At 45.5% G+C, this 20,030-nt stretch carries 19 protein-coding genes; 16 read left to right on the plus strand and 3 right to left on the minus strand.

What is annotated here, in order from left to right; genetic code table 11:
* Positions 1-8 precede the first annotated feature (8 nt).
* The 3 genes from DFP77_RS07930 (at position 9) to DFP77_RS07940 (ending at position 3,151) form a co-directional block, all read left to right on the plus strand.
* The gene (locus DFP77_RS07930) at positions 9-191 is read left to right on the plus strand and encodes an RSP_7527 family protein (protein WP_114411748.1); all 183 of its coding nucleotides are present in this window, start codon (positions 9-11) and stop codon (positions 189-191) included.
* A 301-nt stretch (positions 192-492) separates the two neighbouring features.
* Complete coding sequence (locus DFP77_RS07935; protein ID WP_114411749.1) at positions 493-2,265, plus strand: GGDEF domain-containing protein; 1,773 nt, start codon at positions 493-495, stop codon at positions 2,263-2,265.
* Between the two features lie 82 nt (positions 2,266-2,347).
* On the plus strand, positions 2,348-3,151 hold the full coding sequence (locus tag DFP77_RS07940) for a UDP-2,3-diacylglucosamine diphosphatase (RefSeq protein ID WP_114411750.1): 804 nt from the start codon (positions 2,348-2,350) through the stop codon (positions 3,149-3,151).
* Positions 3,152-3,228: 77 nt separating this feature from the next.
* Here the strand turns inward: DFP77_RS07940 and DFP77_RS07945 are convergent, their stop codons facing one another.
* Entirely contained in the window at positions 3,229-3,651 is a 423-nt protein-coding gene (locus DFP77_RS07945) for an RrF2 family transcriptional regulator (protein WP_114411751.1), read from the minus strand.
* A 113-nt stretch (positions 3,652-3,764) separates the two neighbouring features.
* Here DFP77_RS07945 and DFP77_RS07950 point away from each other — a divergent pair, with 113 nt between their 5' ends.
* On the plus strand, positions 3,765-4,514 hold the full coding sequence (locus DFP77_RS07950) for an SDR family NAD(P)-dependent oxidoreductase (protein ID WP_114411752.1): 750 nt from the start codon (positions 3,765-3,767) through the stop codon (positions 4,512-4,514).
* 43 nt (positions 4,515-4,557) lie between these two features.
* Here DFP77_RS07950 and DFP77_RS07955 read toward each other — a convergent pair whose 3' ends face one another.
* Positions 4,558-5,220 (minus strand): 3'-5' exonuclease, encoded by a 663-nt coding sequence (locus DFP77_RS07955; RefSeq protein WP_114411753.1) that lies wholly within the window; start codon positions 5,218-5,220, stop codon positions 4,558-4,560.
* Positions 5,221-7,098 (minus strand): putative nucleotidyltransferase substrate binding domain-containing protein, encoded by a 1,878-nt coding sequence (locus tag DFP77_RS07960; protein ID WP_114411754.1) that lies wholly within the window; start codon positions 7,096-7,098, stop codon positions 5,221-5,223.
* A 328-nt stretch (positions 7,099-7,426) separates the two neighbouring features.
* Here DFP77_RS07960 and DFP77_RS07965 point away from each other — a divergent pair, with 328 nt between their 5' ends.
* The 12 genes from DFP77_RS07965 (at position 7,427) to DFP77_RS08020 (ending at position 20,012) form a co-directional block, all read left to right on the plus strand.
* The gene (locus DFP77_RS07965) at positions 7,427-8,443 is read left to right on the plus strand and encodes a TRAP transporter substrate-binding protein (RefSeq protein ID WP_110576719.1); all 1,017 of its coding nucleotides are present in this window, start codon (positions 7,427-7,429) and stop codon (positions 8,441-8,443) included.
* Positions 8,444-8,531: 88 nt separating this feature from the next.
* A complete protein-coding gene (locus DFP77_RS07970; protein WP_239544416.1) occupies positions 8,532-9,089 on the plus strand; it encodes a TRAP transporter small permease subunit in 558 nt (185 codons plus the stop codon).
* Positions 9,082-10,398 carry a TRAP transporter large permease gene (locus DFP77_RS07975; RefSeq protein WP_114411756.1) on the plus strand — a complete coding sequence of 439 codons (1,317 nt, stop codon included), beginning with the start codon at positions 9,082-9,084 and terminating at the stop codon, positions 10,396-10,398. Before DFP77_RS07970 ends, DFP77_RS07975 begins: the two co-directional genes overlap by 8 nt.
* A gap of 83 nt (positions 10,399-10,481) precedes the next feature.
* A complete protein-coding gene (locus tag DFP77_RS07980; RefSeq protein WP_114411757.1) occupies positions 10,482-10,973 on the plus strand; it encodes a gluconokinase in 492 nt (163 codons plus the stop codon).
* A gap of 203 nt (positions 10,974-11,176) precedes the next feature.
* A complete protein-coding gene (gntR, locus tag DFP77_RS07985) occupies positions 11,177-12,172 on the plus strand; it encodes a gluconate operon transcriptional repressor GntR (RefSeq protein WP_205116106.1) in 996 nt (331 codons plus the stop codon).
* An 88-nt stretch (positions 12,173-12,260) separates the two neighbouring features.
* Positions 12,261-13,154 (plus strand): Fe(3+) dicitrate ABC transporter substrate-binding protein, encoded by an 894-nt coding sequence (locus DFP77_RS07990; RefSeq protein WP_114411758.1) that lies wholly within the window; start codon positions 12,261-12,263, stop codon positions 13,152-13,154.
* Positions 13,151-14,152, plus strand: coding sequence for an iron chelate uptake ABC transporter family permease subunit (locus tag DFP77_RS07995; protein ID WP_114411759.1), 1,002 nt, complete (start codon positions 13,151-13,153; stop codon positions 14,150-14,152). Before DFP77_RS07990 ends, DFP77_RS07995 begins: the two co-directional genes overlap by 4 nt.
* Positions 14,152-15,108 carry a Fe(3+) dicitrate ABC transporter permease subunit FecD gene (gene fecD, locus DFP77_RS08000; protein WP_114411760.1) on the plus strand — a complete coding sequence of 319 codons (957 nt, stop codon included), beginning with the start codon at positions 14,152-14,154 and terminating at the stop codon, positions 15,106-15,108. Before DFP77_RS07995 ends, fecD begins: the two co-directional genes overlap by 1 nt.
* Before the next feature lie 3 nt (positions 15,109-15,111).
* Positions 15,112-15,879, plus strand: a complete 768-nt coding sequence (gene fecE / locus DFP77_RS08005; protein WP_114411761.1) for a Fe(3+) dicitrate ABC transporter ATP-binding protein FecE — start codon at positions 15,112-15,114, stop codon at positions 15,877-15,879.
* 95 nt (positions 15,880-15,974) lie between these two features.
* Positions 15,975-16,502, plus strand: coding sequence for a sigma-70 family RNA polymerase sigma factor (locus DFP77_RS08010; RefSeq protein WP_114411762.1), 528 nt, complete (start codon positions 15,975-15,977; stop codon positions 16,500-16,502).
* Complete coding sequence (locus tag DFP77_RS08015) at positions 16,495-17,466, plus strand: FecR domain-containing protein (protein WP_114411763.1); 972 nt, start codon at positions 16,495-16,497, stop codon at positions 17,464-17,466. The genes DFP77_RS08010 and DFP77_RS08015 overlap by 8 nt, the downstream gene beginning before the upstream one ends.
* Positions 17,467-17,588: 122 nt before the next feature.
* Positions 17,589-20,012: a TonB-dependent receptor gene (locus DFP77_RS08020; protein WP_114411764.1), complete on the plus strand. Its 2,424-nt coding sequence runs from the start codon at positions 17,589-17,591 to the stop codon at positions 20,010-20,012.
* Positions 20,013-20,030: the final 18 nt, after the last annotated feature.

The following is a 20,030-nucleotide window of genomic DNA, read 5'->3' on the forward strand; positions in this document are numbered from 1 at the left end:
GAATCTCTATGAATAACGATCTTAAATATGATGCTTTCGGTAACCTTGATGCTGATTACTATGTAGAAAAAGCGTATGAATTACGTCGCGCATACCTATCTTCAGCAATGAAAAGTGCCGTAGTAAACCTAAAAGCATTCTTTGCTAACCTAGCTTCTAGCCGTACATTGAAATCTGCACCACAGCACTAAGCACTATCCACTTTTTGGTCGAGCTTATTTGAACTATCTGTCACCGTTATTACTCATTAAACGAGAAAGTTAATAGCCGTAGCAGAAGCAAATAGATACCGACGTTAAAGAACCCAATGTTCCCGATGATCGAAAGGCAAGAATAATAAATCGATCCGGTAACGGGGTCCTCTCCCTAAGAAATTACCCAACATATCCCCACTCACAACGCTTCGCTAACTTTTCCAGTCATCAAAACGTCATAAATATGACATAAAATAATTCCTCATCCCTTGTCTGACTAAGATCTATTAGAGGAACAATGAGACAAACAGCCGACATGACTTTGCTTGAAAAAGTCCTAACCAATGGATTAATCACGCCCTATTTCCAGCCTATTTATAATTTAAGTAATGGCGAAATTTATGGGCACGAAGCTCTTTCTCGCGGTCCGATGAACTCTATCTTATTCTCTCCAGACCCTCTTTTTACGCTCGCTCAACAAGAAGGAAAGCTGCATAAATTAGAATTACTATGCCGTGAAAAAGCCCTATCGAAATTCGCCAAGCTAGATCTAAAAGGCCGTTTATTTCTCAATGTCAGTGCATCGTTATTAGGATCACCCGACCACCAATCTGGCATGACATTAGCGATTTTAAACGAACTGGGACTGGATCAAAAAGACATCGTCATCGAGCTTTCTGAACAGCATCCGTACGACCACAATGGCTTACCACGCAGCAGTGTTGATCACTACCGTGAAATGGGATTTCAAGTCGCCATTGATGACCTTGGAGTGGGCTATTCGGGCTTACAGCTTTGGTCTGAACTACAACCAGACATCGTCAAAGTCGACAAACATTTCATCCAAGGAATCGACAAAGACGAAATCAAACGCGAGTTTGTTCGCTCTATTCTAACCATTGCCCAGCGCCTCAACTGCACCCTCATTGCAGAAGGCATAGAAACACAGCAGGAACTTGATCAACTGATCGAAATAGGTGTCACCCTAGGACAAGGTTATTTTCTTGGTCGACCAGTAGAACACCCAGCGTTTTCGACTCACCCTTATTTGGCAAAGCAAGCTCAACGACGCTCCCAATTTCAAGTTGACCACTCAGAAACAGTACAAACACTGTGTCGTCCTACACCAAGCTTGCACGAAAACAGCTTATTAGAAGATGCGTCTCAGTATTTTAAAAAACAACAAGACCTAGTGGCGATCCCCGTAGTAAACAGCGACAACGAACCCGTCGGAGTAGTGCGCCGCCACCAGCTACACGAGCTTTTCTCTACACCTTATGGGCGCGCTTTATACGAACACAAACCCGTCACAAATTTACTCAGCAATGATGTATTGATTGTTGAAAGCAATGTCAGCTTATCCAGTGTTTCCACTTTGATGACCAACCAAGAAGCCGATACGCTGAATAATGAAATCATCGTAGTCAGAAAAGGCAAGTTTATCGGCACAGGCCACCTTCGAGATCTCTTAAAACGCATTACCGAACTAAAAATTCAAAATGCCACTTACTCAAACCCTCTGACGCTATTACCTGGCAACGTTCCGATTCATCGAGAAGTCAGTCGTCGTTTATTAGCAAATGAAGAATTTTATGTGGCCTATTTCGACTTAAATGACTTTAAACCTTTTAATGACTTCTTCGGCTATTCAATAGGTGATGAAGTGATTCAGCTGGTTGGCTCTTTAATCAAAAACCAAGTAAATCCTGATAACAACTTTATCGGGCACATTGGCGGCGATGATTTTGTGGTGATTTTTGGTGATCAAGATTGGCGCCAGCAATGTGACAACATATTAAACATCTTTGGGCAAAAAGTGCGCGAATTTTATACCGAAGACACCTTACAAGACGGCGGTGTCTGGACTAAAAACCGCCAAGGCGACACGCTCTTCCACCCCATTTTAAGCCTCGCTATTGGTGTGGTTCACCCCAATCCGAAACAATGCACCAATCATCACCAAGTAGCAGAGCTCGCGGCACAAGCGAAAAAGTTTGCCAAACAACAAGGTGGCAATCATATCTACCTGCAACCGTATCTAAACACTCATCTACTTGATACAGCGCATTAAGGTTTATTGAACTGTCACAAAGCCCTCACAAGTTTGTCACATAAGCGCTTTACCTTAAGAATAGACAGTCTAGGAGGCGCTTATGCAGACGACATTTCGTTCGGTATTTATTTCTGATGTACACCTCGGTACAAAATCTTGCCAAGCCATACACCTATTGGATTTTTTACAATCGATTAAAACCGATACCTTGTATTTAGTCGGTGACATTATCGACCTGCAAGAAATGCGTCATAAGGCCTACTTTGTCGATGCTCACCACCGTGTCGTAGAACACATACTGGAGATGGCAAAGTCAGGAACAAAAGTCATTTATATTCCCGGTAATCACGATGCCTTCTTTCGCCAGTTTGCAGGACAAACGCTTTCTGGAATCGAGATAAAACTCAACGCTCGCCATAAAACTGCCAACGGCCGAACCTTTTATGTCAGCCACGGCGATGAATTCGATCAAATGGTAAAAATCAGCCCACTCATGCTCGCCATAGGCGATAAAGCCCACGGCCTCATGTTGTCGCTGAATCAATGGATCAACGGCGTGAGACGCTTGATAGGCTTACCTTATTGGTCACTGGCAGGCTATTTAAAAAGCCATATTAGCAAGGCAAAAGAGTTTATTGAGCGCTTTGAAACAGCCGCCATCAAATCCGCAAAAAACCACAAAGTCGACGGCTACATCTGCGGCCACATTCACTTTGCCTCCTTTCAGCTTAAAGACGATGTTCTCTATTGCAACGATGGCGATTGGGTAGAACATTGCACAGCATTAACAGAATCTACTGCTGGGGAAATGAGCCTGATGCACTGGTCAGAAAACCCAAGAGTCTTAGCGACAGAGCCAAAAGAAGAAGATTGGGGATTATCGCCAGTACCTGCTCGGAGTTAGTGGTAAAGGAATAAAAGGAGCAGTCATTTTTGCTATTCCCGCGAAAGCGGGAAACCAGCGCTGTTTTCTAAAAGGACTCATTCGATAAACGATTCCAATAGATCGAGTAGGTTTTTTCCTTCCAAATGCTTCATAAGCACACCTTCCATCTCTCCCAAGACATGATCAAATACGCAATGAATGTTAGAGCCTATGGGGCAACCTTCATAACCCATTCCTCTACTAAGCATGAGCTTTGAACTGAAAGAAGCCTCGTATATCTCCCTCAGTGATACATCTCTCGCATCTTTTGCTAGAGCCACACCTCCACTCTTCCCCCTATAAGTTTTGATTAAGCCTGCTTCATTCAGCGGAACCAGTAGCTGGCGAATCAGTGTGGGGTTACTTTTCGTGCTAGTAGCCAAGTCACTTGATGACACCAACTTTTCTGGATTTCGACGAGACCTATATGCAAGCGCCAACATAATATGTAGCGACGTTGAAAACCTGTAATCAACCATTAGCCATGACACTCATAATTTATTTAAATGTTATTTTAATAATAGCATTTAAATAAAAACCACGCTATCATACTTTTAAATGCTATTCCTAAACTAACATTAATGGAGAACAGATGAAAAATTTAACTGGAAAAGTAGCTTTGGTAACAGGCGGGTCTAGAGGTCTAGGCGTTGCTATCGCATTAGAACTAGCAGAAGCTGGGGCCGATGTTGTAATCACATACAATCAATCAGCTCAAAAGGCACAAGAAGTAATTAGTAAGATTGAAAAACTTGGGCAACGTGGATTGGCTATACAAAGTGATCAAGGTGACACAAAAGCTGCGCCTCTTCTTGTTGAGCGAGTAATAGAAGAGTTCGGTAAGCTAGATATTCTCGTTAACAATGCTGGACTTGCTAATCAAGGCAGCAAAGTTGATGATCCAAACGCCGACACTCAAGCTTGGGATCGCATGTGGCAAGTTAACGTTCTAGGCGTTATTTCCACAATTCGAGCAGCGTCACAAAAAATGAGTAATGGTGGCCGCATCATTTCAATTGGTACCGGATTAGCGACACATGTTGGCGTCCCTGGTGTTACAGAGTATGCAGCGACAAAAGCAGCGATTGTAGGCTATTCAAAGGGAGCTGCGAGAGATCTGGGTGCTCGTAAAATCACCGTAAACGTTATACAGCCGGGCATCATGTTAACAGATATGCAAGCAGGGATAGAAGACGTACCTGATATCCTTCTAAACATGAAGGCCATTCCAGACACGATTGAAATTGAAGATGTCGCCGCTGCGGTTAGCTTCCTTTCAGGCCCTAGAGCAAGCAAAGTCACTGGCGCAGTCCTTGATATAAGCGGTGGTTGGACGGCCTAATTGTCATTACTAAAATACTATAAAATACCAAAGGGGACTATTGCTAACGCGTCGCCAGCCTAACTCTTCCGCCTCCCATTTGGTTTAGGTCGTGAAGTCGGCAGTCTTTGCCTTGGTAGGCAATTTGGGCGAGTAGTAGTTCTGCAGTGGCTAGGGCGTCGGTTAAGGCGTCATGGCCTTGGTATTCTGGTAGGCCGTAGCGTTCTCGGCAGGCGCCAAGGCGAAAGCCGCCGTCTTGAATGGGTTGCTGGGATCGGTTGGCTTTGGTGCGTTCGATGGCAAGCGTGTCTAGCCAGTTAGCAGAAAATGTCGCTAAGGCTTCGGTTTGCCACGCTTGTTTTAAAAAACCCAGTTCCATTGGTGCATGATGTATTACCAAGACGCGTTCCCGTAGAAGGTGTCTTAAGTAACGCAGCACGCTTTCTTGTTTTTTGCCCTGCTGCTGAACGTCCGAATCAGTAATCATGTGAATACCGACGTTGTCGCCAATTTGTGCGCTATCCAACACGATATGCCGCGCCGTATCCAGTTCTATCACGCCTTTATGAACGCACACCCAACCAAAGCTGACGATGTGATCTTGCTTCGGATCTAATCCTGAGGTTTCGATATCCAATACAAGAAAATCCCATTCAGACCAGGCTCGTTTAACCGATTGTCGAGACAAATTCCACGCGCTTAGCTTATGCAGAAAATCAAACGACATCTAGCTATATCCTTTTAAGAAGCGCTGCTGTGCCACATCTTGCACATCATTGATGATGCTAAAGGTGGTCTTCAGATGCTTACGCTCTAATGAGCTCAAATCTTTCGGATCCAGATACGCGCTGGCTTTACCAGTGGCTTGCCAGTGTCGTCCTTGAGCTTCAAGACGCAAGCCATTGAGTTCGTCCCAAGCGTCCATCAGGTTCCGTGCAGTATCGACACTGATGAGTTTTTCACGAATGGCTTGCTCGATTCTATCCAAGGTGCCAGCTCGATAGGTTTTGCAAGACAAGCCATACAAGCGCGCTAAATCGTTAATCAGCGCCAAACCTTGATGCTTAAGATCAAGCTGGTTTTTATGCTCACCAGAGGACTCCAAAACAAAATGACGGAAGAAGCCCAATGGTGGTTTGCTTGCCAACGCAGTGCGTGTCAACGTCGCTAAAAACACACTGTTTTTGCTTATCTCCAACTGCATGGCTTTGATTAGCTTATTCACCGCATCGCCTTGCTTGTCCCCTGAATCATACACACAACGAATATCGAAAAAGATGCTGGCGTGGAGTAATGCACTAGGCGCACTGCTTTTTATCCAAGTGGAAAAAGCTTGCTGCCAGCCGACTGCTGTTCTGCGCCATTCAGGGTTGCTCGCCATGATGTCTCCAGGACAAAGGCGAATCCCACAAAGCCCCAAGCCTTGGCAGATAAACTCGGATAAATCGGCAAAGTACTGACTTTCTTCAGCTGTTGGCTCGCGCTCTAACATCAGGCCGTTATCTTGATCGCTGCCCAAGGATTGATCGCGTCGCGCTTGTGATCCAAACACTAAAAACTGAAATGCCATGGGCGCTGGGCCAAATTTTCCCAAGGCCAATTCGCTCACTCGGCGTGTTAAATTATCGCTCACGGTTGCCAACACTTTGCCCACATCCGCGGGCTTCATATCCGTCACAATCAGATTCATGATCAAGGTCGGCAATTGTTTGCAAACACGGGCTAAATCGTCAATAGATTGCTGTCGGTGGATTTGGTTGATCAATAACAAAGGACTGAGTTCTTGATGTCGTAACAAATCCGCAGCGGTTAACATACCCACGGCTTTTTGCACTTCATCAACAATAGGCAAATGGTGAATATTGCTTTCGCTCATTAAAGTTTGCGCCTGCATCACCAAGGCGTCCGGTCTCAAGTTAACGGGGTCTCGCGTCATCACATCTTTTACCAATGAATCCGCCGAGCCACCGAGGGCCAAAATACGCGAGCGTAAATCTCGATCGGTGACGATGCCAGTGAGTTTGTCGTCTTCTACCACCAAGATAGAACTGACTCGCGCTTCAGTCATGCGCATGGCGATGGTTTGAATGCTTTCGTCTGGAGTCGCAAGAATCAGCTGCCTCGTCATAATGTATGAAATGGGTGTCGATAATTGCAAAGCGGGAGAGGCTAATTCATTGTTTTGACTACGAGAAAGTTTGCGTAGACGATTGTGCCGAGTGTGTTCAAAAAAGAGTTCGAAAGCTTCGCTCTTTTCTAGTGTTTCCATAAAGCGTTTTTTATCGAAGCGATAAACTAAGCTGTCTTCCATAGCGACCACTTGCAAACCATCCGGATTTTGCGCCATAAGGCTAGAAATACCAAAGCACTCACCGTCGGCAATTTGATCCACTAGCCCACCTTTAGGCGTACGAATTTCACAAGCTCCACGTCGAATCAAGTGCACGGTCGCTGCGTCACCTGTCAATGCCAACGTCTGCCCTTGGCGAACATATAGCATAGACACACCTGTCAGCAGTTGCTTGCGATCTAGCAGCTTGAGACTAGAAAACGGGGGAATCGCTTCAATAAATTTATGTACTTCAGGAATGTCGATCGCAGCCATTTTATTATTCTCTTTTTCAGACGAAGCTTTTTACAGAAGAAGACACCTATCAAGAGTGTGCGCTTTTATAATAGACAACAAAATGCTTCTTAGACCAATGTCTAAAGCAGACTATTCAATTATCTTCGCCCTTTAAAAGCACATAGGACACAAAAAAGATCCCTTTAAATATCAAGCATCTATAATTAACCAACAATTTTATCCAGAAATGGGCTTGACTAGATTTAAATGTTATCGGTAACATTGCCACCCTAGTTACCGGTAACATCAGCAAAAGCACTGTTCCTAAAAACTGTTATTAAAAAAATAATCAACGGGAAGCGATATCATGAGTAAATTCAGCACTACGCTAATGACCGCCACTATGGCTGGCATTCTATCTACGTCTGCAATCGCAGCGGATTACAATTTCAAGTTCCAATCCTCTGATCCAGCGGGCGACAAAAACTTCCAAGTTCAAAAAGAGTGGACGAAACGCGTCGAAACGATGACGGGCGGCCGTGTTCATATCGAGTTACTTCCTGTTGGCAGTATTTTCAAACACACTGAAACGCTAGACGGCATCAAAATGGGCATCCTAGATGGTCATATTACGGCTACCGAGTTTTTCTCTGGTAAAGATCCAGCATTCGGCCTAATTGGTAACACAGTAGGTGCTTGGTCTAATACTCAACAACTTCTGCAATACGTCAACTACGGTGGCGGTTACGAGCTAATGAATGAACTGTACGCTCCTTACGGTGTGAAGTTCATTGGTGGTTCTACAACAGGTGTTGAATCGTTGGTTTCTCGTGTTCCACTGGACAGCGTTGCCGATCTGAAAGGTCTAAAACTTCGCGCTCCTGAAGGCTTGGTTCAACGCGTATTTGCCGCAGCAGGTGCCGCGCCAGTTAACCTACCGGGTTCTGAAGTATTCACCGGTCTTAGTAAAGGCGTTATCGACGCAGCCGACTACACTGTTTTCTCGACAAACCAGAAAGCTGGCATGAACGACATTGCAACACACCCAGTTCAGCCTGGTTTCCACTCTTTGCCATTGATTGATATTTCAATGAACAAGAAAAAATGGGACAAGCTACCTGCGGATATCCAATCTATCCTAACGGTTTCTGTTCGTGACTTCGCTGAAGACATGACAACTCAGTTACGTATTGCAGACCAAGCAGCCGTAAAAGCAGCACAAGCCGATCCGAACATTACCATTCACGATTGGTCTGCGGAAGAACGTAAAAAATTCCGTGCGATTGCTCGTACACAGTGGGAAGAGTTTGCTAAAAGTTCAGACAATGCTCAGAAAGTATACGACTCTATTACGACGTACTTAGAAGCGAATGGCCTTCTTTAATTAAGCTCTCTTAAAAGCCTTTTAACCCTGCAAAACAGGCGCACTGCAACCTATTGCATCTGCGCCTGCTTTTCATTGGATCATGATCATGAAAGACGAAATTCATCCAGACAATCTCGATAGTTCAGAACAACCAAGAAACATCCTAGATCGTGCGATTTTCAAGTTTGGAAATCTCATCAGCTTGCTGTTTGTTTTTACGGTTGCCATTTCATTTTATGAAGTGCTGATGCGCTATGTATTTAATGCCCCAACTATTTGGGTACACGAAACTGCTTCGTTTTTAGGGGGCTGTTTGTTTGTCTATGGCGGCATTTACGCTTTATCCATCAATAAGCACGTTCGAGTGGTACTTATCTACGACATTGTTTCTGATAGAACACGTCGCTGGCTGAATGTTTTTCATCATGTTATGGGGCTGCTGTTTTCTAGTCTACTTAGCTGGGCGGCTTATCAAATGGTTCAAGACTCATGGTTCACCCCATTTGGTGATGTCCGATTAGAAACTTCTGGATCCGCATGGAACCCCGCTTTCCCAGCCTTGGTAAAAGGCATGATATTCATGACACTTTGTATCATGTTTGTGCAGTTCTCCTTGCACCTAATACAAGAATTAAATGGCTTAAGGAAACGCAAAGATGTTTGATCTATCCGCAATGGGCATAGGCTACGGCAGTCTACTAATGCTCGGTTCTATGATTTTATTGCTACTAACGGGCATGCAATTGGCCTTCGTTACCGCGTTAGTAGCGCTTGTTTTTGCTATTGGTTGGTTTGGCGTTGGCGCTTTGCCTTTGATCACTAGCCGTTTGTACAGTTTTGTTGGTAGCTATGTATTTCTAGCGGTTCCCATGTTTGTTCTCATGGCCGCATTGTTAGATCGATCTGGTATCGCCCGAGACCTGTTCGACGCTATGAAGGTCTTTGGCCGCAAGCTACGTGGCGGTGTTGCTGTACAGACTTTATTGGTTGCTATCGTACTAGCGTCAATGTCTGGTGTGATCGGCGGTGAAACGGTATTGCTTGGCATCTTGGCCTTGCCGCAAATGTTGCGCCTTGGATACAACCGCAAACTGGCCATTGGTGTAACCTGTGCCGGTGGTGCATTAGGCACTATGCTACCGCCCAGTATCGTGTTGATTATCTACGGTTTAACAGCCAGTGTTTCCATCGGTGATTTGTTTAAAGCGGCGTTCTTGCCTGCGTTTATTCTTGCCTTCGCTTACATGGCTTACGTGCTGATCATTTGTCGTCTTAATCCAGAATACGCTCCATTGCCAAGTGACGAAGAGCTGGCGACTGATAACGACGTTAATTACTTCAAGGCCCTACTCTTCCCATTGCTTACAGTAATGATGGTGCTAGGCAGCATTTATACTGGTGTGGCATCTGTGACTGAAGCCTCTGCACTCGGTGTGGTTGGTATCATCATCAGTGCAGCAATTCGTGGCGAGCTGAATTTCGCCATGCTAAAAGACAGCGCCAAAGCCACCATGAGCACCTGTGGCATGATCATCTGGATCGGTATCGGGGCAACTGCTCTGGTCGGTGTGTATAACCTGATGGGCGGTATCTCGTTTGTTGAAGAAACCATTCTTGCCCTAAGTGGCGGCAGCGTCATGGGTACCGTCATGATCATGATGATCATCTTACTGGTACTCGGTATGTTCTTAGATTGGGTAGGTGTTGCGTTATTAACCATGCCGATCTTTGTTCCTATTATCATAGGCCTTGGCTTAGATCCTATCTGGTTTGGTGTGGTGTTCTGTTTGAACATGCAGGTGTCTTTCTTATCACCTCCATTTGGCCCCGCGGCGTTTTATCTTAAATCTGTGGCGCCGAAAGACATTAGTCTGGGCGAGATCTTTAGCTCTCTCTTGCCTTTCATTGGCTTGCAGGTTTTGGTTCTTGCCTTGGTCATATTCTTCCCTGAGCTGGCCCTTTGGTGGAAATAACCCATTGAGACCATGCCGTTCAACACGGCTTTTTGAACGACACAGCCTTGCTGATAACAGCAAGGCGATAAGGACTTAAGAAGATGACAAAGAAAATTGTAGTATTAGGTGTATCAGGTTCTGGTAAATCTCTGATCGGCAGCAACATAGCAGAAAAACTAGGTTATCCATTTTTTGATGGTGATGACTTTCATAGTCAAGCAAACGTTGACAAAATGCGTAAAGGAACACCGCTAACCGATGACGATCGTAAAGACTGGTTAGCAACACTGAACACCATATTGACCGACAACCCAACAGCGGTGATTGCCTGTTCAGGGCTCAAACCAGAATATCGCGTTATGCTGCGCAACGGCCTAGATGATGTCACTATGATTTATCTAAAAGGCAGTATCGATACTATTTGGCAACGTCATCAAAAACGTGATGGCCATTATTTTAATGGTCGAGAAATGTTAGAAAGCCAGTTTGCCACCTTAATTGAGCCTACAGACGAAGAAGCTCTGATAATCGATATTTCTCAAGATGCCGACCAAGTATTAAGCGAAGCACTAACGCTTTTAGCCAATCAATAAAAACGTAAGAGACGCAGTGATTGGATTGCGTCTCTTTATTAAAAGTAAACACTCACTGTCAGTATAAAACCTAAATTAGTTAATATCTTACGCAAAAACGTCGACTTTTTCTTTCTCGCCATGAATGGCTTATGATAATGTTACCTGTAACAAAACATGGATACGTCACTGGTATGAAAAGCGCCGACAAGAAAAGCCCCACTATGAAAAACAAACGCCCAACACTACAAGACGTTGCTGACTTAGTTGGCGTGACAAAAATGACCGTGAGTCGCTTTCTTAGAAATCCAGATCAAGTTTCTGTGCCGCTACAAACTAAAATCGCCGATGCATTAGAAGATCTAGGTTATATACCTAATCGAGCACCTGATATTTTATCCAAATCAAAAAGCCACGCGATTGGCGTTCTACTGCCCTCTTTAACCAACCAAGTATTCGCTGAAGTCATTCGCGGCATAGAGTCCGTTGTTGAACCTGCTGGCTATCAAACCATGTTGGCTCACTACGGTTACAGCAAAGAAGCAGAAGAAGCGCGCATTGCCACGCTACTGTCTTACAACGTGGATGGTTTGATTATTTCTGAAAGCTATCACACAGAACGTGTGAGAAAAATGCTTGCTGTGGCTGGCATTCCCGTTATTGAAATCATGGACTCCGTTTCCCCTCCGATTGAACAAGCCATCGGCATAGACAACGAAGCCGCTGCGTATGCGATGACGGATTTCATGATCAAACGAGACCGCAAGAAAATCGTTTACTTCGCAGCGCGAATGGACCAACGGACTCTGTTTAAAATCAAAGGCTACGAAACCGCTATGCTCGACAATGGATTAACGCCTTTGTGCTTAAAAACCAACAGCGCGTCTTCCTTCACCCTTGGGGCCACTTTTCTACACGATGCCCTTCAGCAGCAACCCGACACCGACGGCATATTTTGCACCAACGATGACTTGGCAATTGGTGCGCTTTACGCCTGCCAAAAAGCCGGTATTAAAGTCCCGCAAGATATCAGCATTGCAGGCTTCCACGGTCATGATATTTCTCGCGCCATGGTGCCACTGCTTGCCACTGTCATTACGCCTCGTGAAGAAATGGGGCGTTTGGCTGCCGAGCACCTACTCTCTCGCCTTCAGGGCAACCCCGTCTCACAAAAAATCATTGATTTGCCATTTAAAATAGAAGCTGGCGAAAGTATTTAACCATTGCATGACGATGGACTAAAAGCCTTCAAATATTATTGAGAAGTGTTATCATTATTGATAGTTTTCCTCTTCTTAAAGGTCCGCTATGAAGCGCTTATTAGTCATTGCTTTATCTACTCTATTATTTGGTTTTTCTCTTATTGCTCAGGCCGTTTCCGTGGAGGACAGTAAAGGTACCTTTAGTATCAATTACGTTCCGCAGCGCATCGTTGTATTGGAGTTTTCCTTTGTCGATGCATTAGCTGCCGTTGGTGTCAGCCCTGTCGGTATTGCTGATGACAAAGATTCAAATCGCATACTCAAAGAAATTCGTGATGAAATTGGCGATTGGGCATCGGTTGGTACGCGCTCTCAGCCTAGCCTTGAAACCATTTCTTCGCTAAAACCAGATCTCATCATTGCCGATATTTCCCGCCATGAAGGCGTATATGCTGATCTACAAAAAATAGCCCCCACCTTGATTCTGCCTTCACGCCGAGCCACCTATGAAGAAAACCTTCAAGCCACGGCCATTATTGGTAAAGCCATAGGCAAAGACAAAGAAATGCAAGCGCGCCTGAAGAAACATGACGAAGTGATGGCGGAACTAGCGGCCCAATTACCAAAGGGCAAAGAAGTGCAATTTGGTGTTGCCCGTGATGACGCCTTATTTCTTCACACAGCAGATTCCTATGCTGGCGGCGTGATACGCGCATTGGGCTTAAAAAATGCCAATACTGGCCGCAGCGATGATGCTTACCGTCAAACCAGCTTAGAACAACTACTTACGGTCAACCCAGATTATTTTATCGTCGGTAATTACGTCACACCCAGCATCGTCGACAAATGGAAAAGTGAGCCGCTTTGGTCAATCTTAAAAGCCGCTAAAAATAACCACATTTATGCGGTTAATCCTAATACCTGGTCCCGTTGCCGCGGCATTATTTCAGCCGAAACCATGGGGCAAGATCTAATCAAGGTCTTCAACGCGAAAAAATGATCTCGTTACGTTTTTCTTTTTTTGCCCAGTGCCTATTGCTACTACTGCTTCTGTTTGCCTGTTCATGGATCAGCCTGTTTAGCTGGTCCGTTATTACCGTCACGCCAGCGGACGCTCTGCATGCCTTATACAATATGAATCAGGACAGCATTGCCCAGCATATTGTTCATGACTTAAGACTGCCTAGAGTACTCGTTGGCATCATGGTGGGCGCTAATCTCGCGGCGGCAGGTGTCATCATGCAGGGCCTGACACAAAACCCTCTTGCTTCTCCGTCTGTGCTTGGCATTAACGCTGGCGCAGCTCTGGGAATGGCAAGTGTTTCCACGATCGCCCCTTGGTTTGGTTTACTCGGCAGTTCAATCGCCGCCATTATTGGTGGCGGCATTGCCTGGGCTTTCGTTATGCTGCTTGGCAGCGCATGGCGCGGCGGCAATGAACACGGAAGATTAGTATTGGCTGGCGTCGCTATTTCCGCTTTATGTGCCGCCCTAACCAAGGCCGTAATTATCATTGCTGAAGATCAAGCTGCAGGCGTACTAACTTGGCTCGCGGGGAGTTTGACTGATGCTAGATGGCAAACCTTCGATTCCCTTTGGCCTGTCTGCCTTATTGGTTTGTTAGGTGCCATGCTGATTGCCCCCACACTGAATCTATTGCAGCTTGGTGATGACAATGCGCGAAACCTTGGCGTGTCGCTGATGTGGGTAAAACTAGGCGGCAGCTTTCTCGTCTTATTATTGGTCGGGAGCGCCATCAGCAGCGTCGGTGCAATTGGTTTTGTCGGCTTGCTGGTACCACATATGGCACGCATGCTCGCGGGGCAAGATCATCGTAAGTTTTTGCCTATCGCCATGATACTGGGCGCTTGTTTGGTCGTCTTATCCGATACAGTCAGCCGAGGCATTATCTATCCCGCAGAAACACCGGCTGGCGCTATTTTGGCCTTGATCGGTGCGCCGTTTTTCATCTACCTCGTCCGTAAGAGAACCTTATAATGGCCACGCGCTCGCTGCCTTTTTTAATACTTGCCATGATAGGGCTGCTGATCGCTAATCTCATGTTTGGTGCGGTTTCGATACCGTTCAAACAGATTTTAGCTGGTCTTCAAACCGGCAACGAACACTACTTCACCATCCACGAATATCGTTTGCCGCGCACTATTCTCGCCATGTTAGTCGGTGCCATGATGGCGCTGGCAGGTGCCTTGGTTCAAGGAGTAATTCGTAACCCTCTGGCATCCCCAGATGTACTGGGTGTAAGCCATGGTGCTGGATTGGCCGCTGTGTTCTATATGACCTTTTTCCCCAATGCCGATATTAGCTGGCTACCTGCGGTCGCCCTAGTCGGCAGTTTAGTGGCAGCGTTAATGTTGTGGTGGTTATGCGGCTCACACAGCAGCACCATAAAACTGGCCATTACGGGTGTGGCATTAGCGGCCTTATACGCCAGTTGTATCGACTTTTTGATGCTGGTTAAACCATTAGAAATCAACAACGCTCTATTGTGGCTAACAGGCAGTTTATGGGGACGCGGCTGGAATCAGCTTGCTATGTTATTGCCTTGGCTGCTGTTAATTCCTTTTGCCCTTTGGCTTGCGAAACCGCTCAATCTCATTCATCTCGGTGATGACAGCGCCATTAGCCTTGGTATCAAGGCGAACAAGCTGCGTTTGGCTTCTTTGGCTATTGCTGTTGGGCTGACTGCGTCTTGTGTGGCGATATGCGGCCCTATTGGCTTTCTCGGCTTAGTGGCTCCGCATTTAACCCGAAAATTGGTCGGCGGCCGTCATCAAATACTCTTGCCTGCCACCATGTTAGTTGGCGCCATTTTGTTGCTGCTTGCTGATCTCGTGGCTCGCACCATTGATCCACCGATTGAATTACCTGCCGGTATTATGACCGCCATTATTGGTGCACCGTATTTTCTTTGGCTACTCCTTAGGACGAAATGATTTATGTCTCTTAGCACTCATAATTTATCTGTTGGCTACCATGATACAGCCATTGTAAAACAGGTCGACCTAACCATTCCTGAAGGAAAGATCATTGCGTTACTTGGACCAAACGGTTGTGGCAAATCAACCTTGTTGAAAGCCATGGCGCGTATTCTTTCTCCTATGGATGGACAAGTTCACTGGCAAGGCCAGAACCTTCACGGCATAGCGTCTAAAAAGCTGGCACAACAATTAGCTTTGTTGCCACAAACCCAGCCGATTCCAGAAGGTATCAAAGTCAAAGATTTGGTCGCCTATGGACGCAGCCCATACACTGGGTTTTGGGGACGGATTAGCAAAGAAGACCACGACATTATTACTCAAGTCATGCAAGAAACCGGCATTACCGAGCTAGCTGAGCAACTGGTCAGTGAGCTGTCTGGCGGTCAACGTCAGCGTGTTTGGCTTGCCATGACCTTAGCGCAAGATACGCCGTATTTGTTACTGGATGAGCCAACCACCTACATGGATTTAAGCCATCAAGTCGAACTCATGCACTTGCTACGCAAGTTGAATTTGCAAGGCAAAACCATCATCACGGTGCTCCATGACATCAACCAAGCGGCACGTTATTGCGACCACTTGATCGTGATGAAAAAAGGCAAAATTGTCACCCAAGGTTCACCAGACTCAGTGCTTACCCAGCGATTATTAAAAGAGGTCTTCTCGTTGAGTGCGCAAATTCATCAAGACCCGATAGCCAAAACGCCAATGTGTGTGGTGGAGTAATTCAACCTAGCAACGACCTCTGTGATTGACAAAAAAGTAATCAAATAGTTTAATGCGAGTAATTATCATTAATATTTAATCTCGAGGGTTATTTCATGCCGCACAATGCGGATCCAAGAGCGCAACAAAGTGCCATACATGCGCTCTATTCAGATCATCACAGCTGGCTGTATACATGGATTCGTAAGCGCTTAGACAATCAATTCGATGCGGCAGATTTGGCTCAAGATACTTTCACGCGTATCCACATTCGCCAAGAAGCCAACAAAATAAAAGAGCCTCGGGCTTATCTCATTACCGTCGCCAAAGGCATTATTAGTCACTTTTATCGACGTAAATCGCTAGAAGATGCCTATTTGGAATACATCGCCTTACAACCAGAACTAATCACTTGCTCGCAAGAACACTTACACATTGTCTTACAAACCCTCGAACAAGTGGACACTCTCCTTAATGACTTGCCTCACAATGTGAAAAAGGTCTTTTTGATGTCTCAAATTGACGGCAAGAAATACCAAGAAATTGCCGATGAAATGGACCTATCTTTAATCACCATTAAGCGCTACATGAAACAGGCCTATGTGCAGTGTCTAACCTTAATGGAGGACGACTTTTTTGAATAAGACACACACAACAGTATCCAAGCAGAGTCTTGAAAAAGCCGCAGAATGGCTAATCCGATCACAAGAGGCGCCTCTGTCCACAGAAGAACAAGCACAACTAGAGCAGTGGCAAGCGGACAGTGCGGATAACAGACACGCTTGGTCACGCGCCCAAAAGCTTATGGGCCATATGAATATTTTGCCCAAGGAGATGGCAGCGGTCGTACTCAATCGTCCAGAGGACGAAAACCGCCGTTTTGCCATTGGTAAACTGGTGCTATTGCTGGCAGCAGGACCAACGGTGTGGGGCAGTTTTAAAACCATTGAAGCCCAACAATGGACTGCCGATTACCGTACTGCAAAAGGTGAGGTCCAAGAAGTCACGCTGCCAGATGGTTCGTTAGTCACACTGAATACGGCAACAGCCTTCGATATGGCGTTCGATCACAGCGCACGATTGCTCACCTTAAGAGAAGGGGAAATCCAATTACAAATAAACCAAATAGATTCTGCCCAATTTGGTCCTTTGCGGATCCAAACCCAAGAAGCGCTACTATCGCCACAAGGTAGCCAACTCACGGTACGACAATGTGAAAAAATGACTCAGCTCACTGCCATCAATGGCGATATTCATGCTGCGCCTCGACTTATTGAGACCACGAACGATGCAATCATCCAATCAGGTTATCAAGCGCAATTATCTAGTTATGCACTGCTATCGACTCAGTTAATCAAACCCGAAACAAACGCATGGATCGATCGAATGTTAGCGGCAGACAAGGTGCCCCTTAAAGCGTTTGCACAGGAAGTGTCGCGCTATCGTCAGGGTTATTTACGAGTGTCTCCTGACATTGAAAATGTCATGATTTCTGGCTCATTCCCTACGTCTAACACGGATACCATTTTAAAGATGCTCACACAGACCTACCCGATCAAAGTCAATACTCATTTAGGCGGTTATTGGGTCACGCTTGAGTCAGCTTAATGAAAAACCAGCCGACAAAAATTAATGACAATTATTTTCATTATCATTGATACCTTTTTTATTTTCACGTGGCTTATTAGATAGACAACAAATAACCCTATGATTAAAAAAAGGAGGTAGCTGTGGCTACCCAGAAAAAAAATTTCAGACAAACACGTTTGCACCGCGCCATCAGTGCCGCAATTTTTAGTACCAGCCTTATAGTTGGAACTGGAGCAAGTACGCTTGTACAGGCTGAACCCTCTCAGCAAGAATTGCGAGAGTCAGTCAACATTGCGGCAGGGGATCTCGGAAAAACGCTCACAGACATTGCAGTGCGCTATCGCATCGCCTTGTCTTTTGATCCAGCGTTAACCCAAGGGCTAAAAAATGATGCCGTCTCTGGTGATTTTTCACCGCTTGAATTGATTGATGCTCTGTTGGAAAGTACTAACCTCATCATGGCAGCCAATCCGGACGGTACCTATCGCCTAATGGATCAGAGTAATTACACTATGCCAGGCTTAGCGATTTCAGCGGATCAAATTGATAACAGCGTGCTGACGGAATACAAAGGCGGCCAAATAGAATCCGGTGGTCGATTGGGTGTATTAGGACAACAAGACAGCTCCAATGTGCCTTTTAGCGTGGTGTCTTACACTAACCGAGCTATTGAGGACCAACAGCTAGAAAGCATTGCTGAAGTGCTCGATAACGACGCCTCAGTTCAATCAGGCTATGGCTTCGGTAACTTCTCAGAAAGGTTCATGGTTCGAGGTTTTCAGCTCGACAGCGATGCTATTTCCTATGGTGGACTGTACGGCATACTGCCCCGTCAAGTGGTTTCTACTAATGCGGTAGAAAGCGTGCAACTCTTAAAAGGCTCAAGCGCTTTCTTAAACGGAGTGACACCCGGTGGATCAGGTATTGGTGGCGCCATAAATTTGGAGCCCAAACGCGCTGATGAAGACCTTACCGCTTTGACAATGGACGCAAGCGCCGAAGGTCAAGTTGGTATCAATACGGATGTTTCACGACGTTTTGGGAATAACGATCAATGGGGATTGCGCGTAAACGCATTACAACGTGATGGCGACAGCGCCATTGATAACGAAAGTCGCGAAGAAACATCCATTAATGTTGGCGTGGATTACAAAGCAGATAAATTCAATATCTCTTCTGACATAGGTTACCAAAAACAAACCATCGAAAGCGGCCGTTCTGTAGTTTACAAAGGTTCTATCACAAAAGTACCAAGAGCACCGGACGCCAATACTAATTATGCGCCCTCTTGGGCTGGTTCTGAGTTAGAAAACACCTTTGCAATAATAAAAGCCGACTACGAATTAAATGATCATTGGACACTGAATGCGGTAGTTGGAGCAAACAAAAACAAAGAGTCTGGCATCTACGGTTCGCCAACTGTTAATGCTGCGAATGGCGACGCAACGGTTTATCGTCTATCGGTTCCTTATGAATCAACGACTATTTCTTCTTCTGTTGGTTTATTAGGCGACCTTACAACGGGTGACATTACTCATCAATTAAATATAGCTTACTCAGGGTTTGAAAATAAAGCCTACACGGCTTATACCATGTCAGGAACAAGCAACACGAATATCTATAACCCTACTGCAATCGCCTACCCTGATACCATCTTTGCCGGTGGCGATATGGACAATCCAGACCTTAAATCTAGAACAGAAGCGAAAGGCTTTTCCTTTGCTGATACCTTAGGCTTTTTAGACGACAGCATTCTTGTCACCCTTGGTGCTCGTTATCAAGAAATTGATGTCACCAATTACAACTATGATACGTCAGTAGACACCGCCTACAGTGACTCGGCCATCTCTCCAATTTACGGTATTGTTTATAAAACATCAGAAAAACTATCTGTATACGCCAATCACATCGAAGCATTACAAGAAGGTAAAACGGTCCCTAACGACACCAACAATTATTCCAATGGTGGAGCAAGCCTGAAACCATACACATCGGAGCAAAATGAAATTGGTATCAAGTTTGAGGATGGCACATTAGGAGCAAGCGCGGCTCTGTTTGAAATTAGCAAACCAGAAGCCTATGGAGACGCCGGTGGTGTTTATGGCTACTACGGTGAACAGCGCAACCGTGGTCTGGAATTAAGCCTATTTGGTGAGCCTATGCAAGGTCTGCGCATTAATACTTCTGCAACTTGGCTAGACCCTAAACTAGAAAAAGCGCAAAACGGAACCAACGAAGGCAACGATGTTGTCGGTGTGGCTAAGTACCGTTTAGTACTGGGCGGTGAATACGATCTGCGCACATTTGAAGGACTAACTTTAGGCGGTAAAATCATTCGCAACGGCTCACAATATTTGGATGCGAGTAATTCGCTGGAAGTAGATCCTTGGACTCGAGTAGACATTAATGCTCGCTATGAAACCAGCATTGCTCAACAAGATGTCACATGGCGTTTGAATATCACCAACGTGACGAATGAAAGCTATTGGGCATCAGCAGCGGGCGGCTATTTAACACAGGGTCAGCCTCGTGAAATAAAATTGTCACTGTCTACTGAGTTTTAACTTTTCACTAAAAGGCAT

It is taken from the genome of Marinomonas foliarum, from assembly GCF_003337275.1.
GTDB lineage: Bacteria > Pseudomonadota > Gammaproteobacteria > Pseudomonadales > Marinomonadaceae > Marinomonas > Marinomonas foliarum.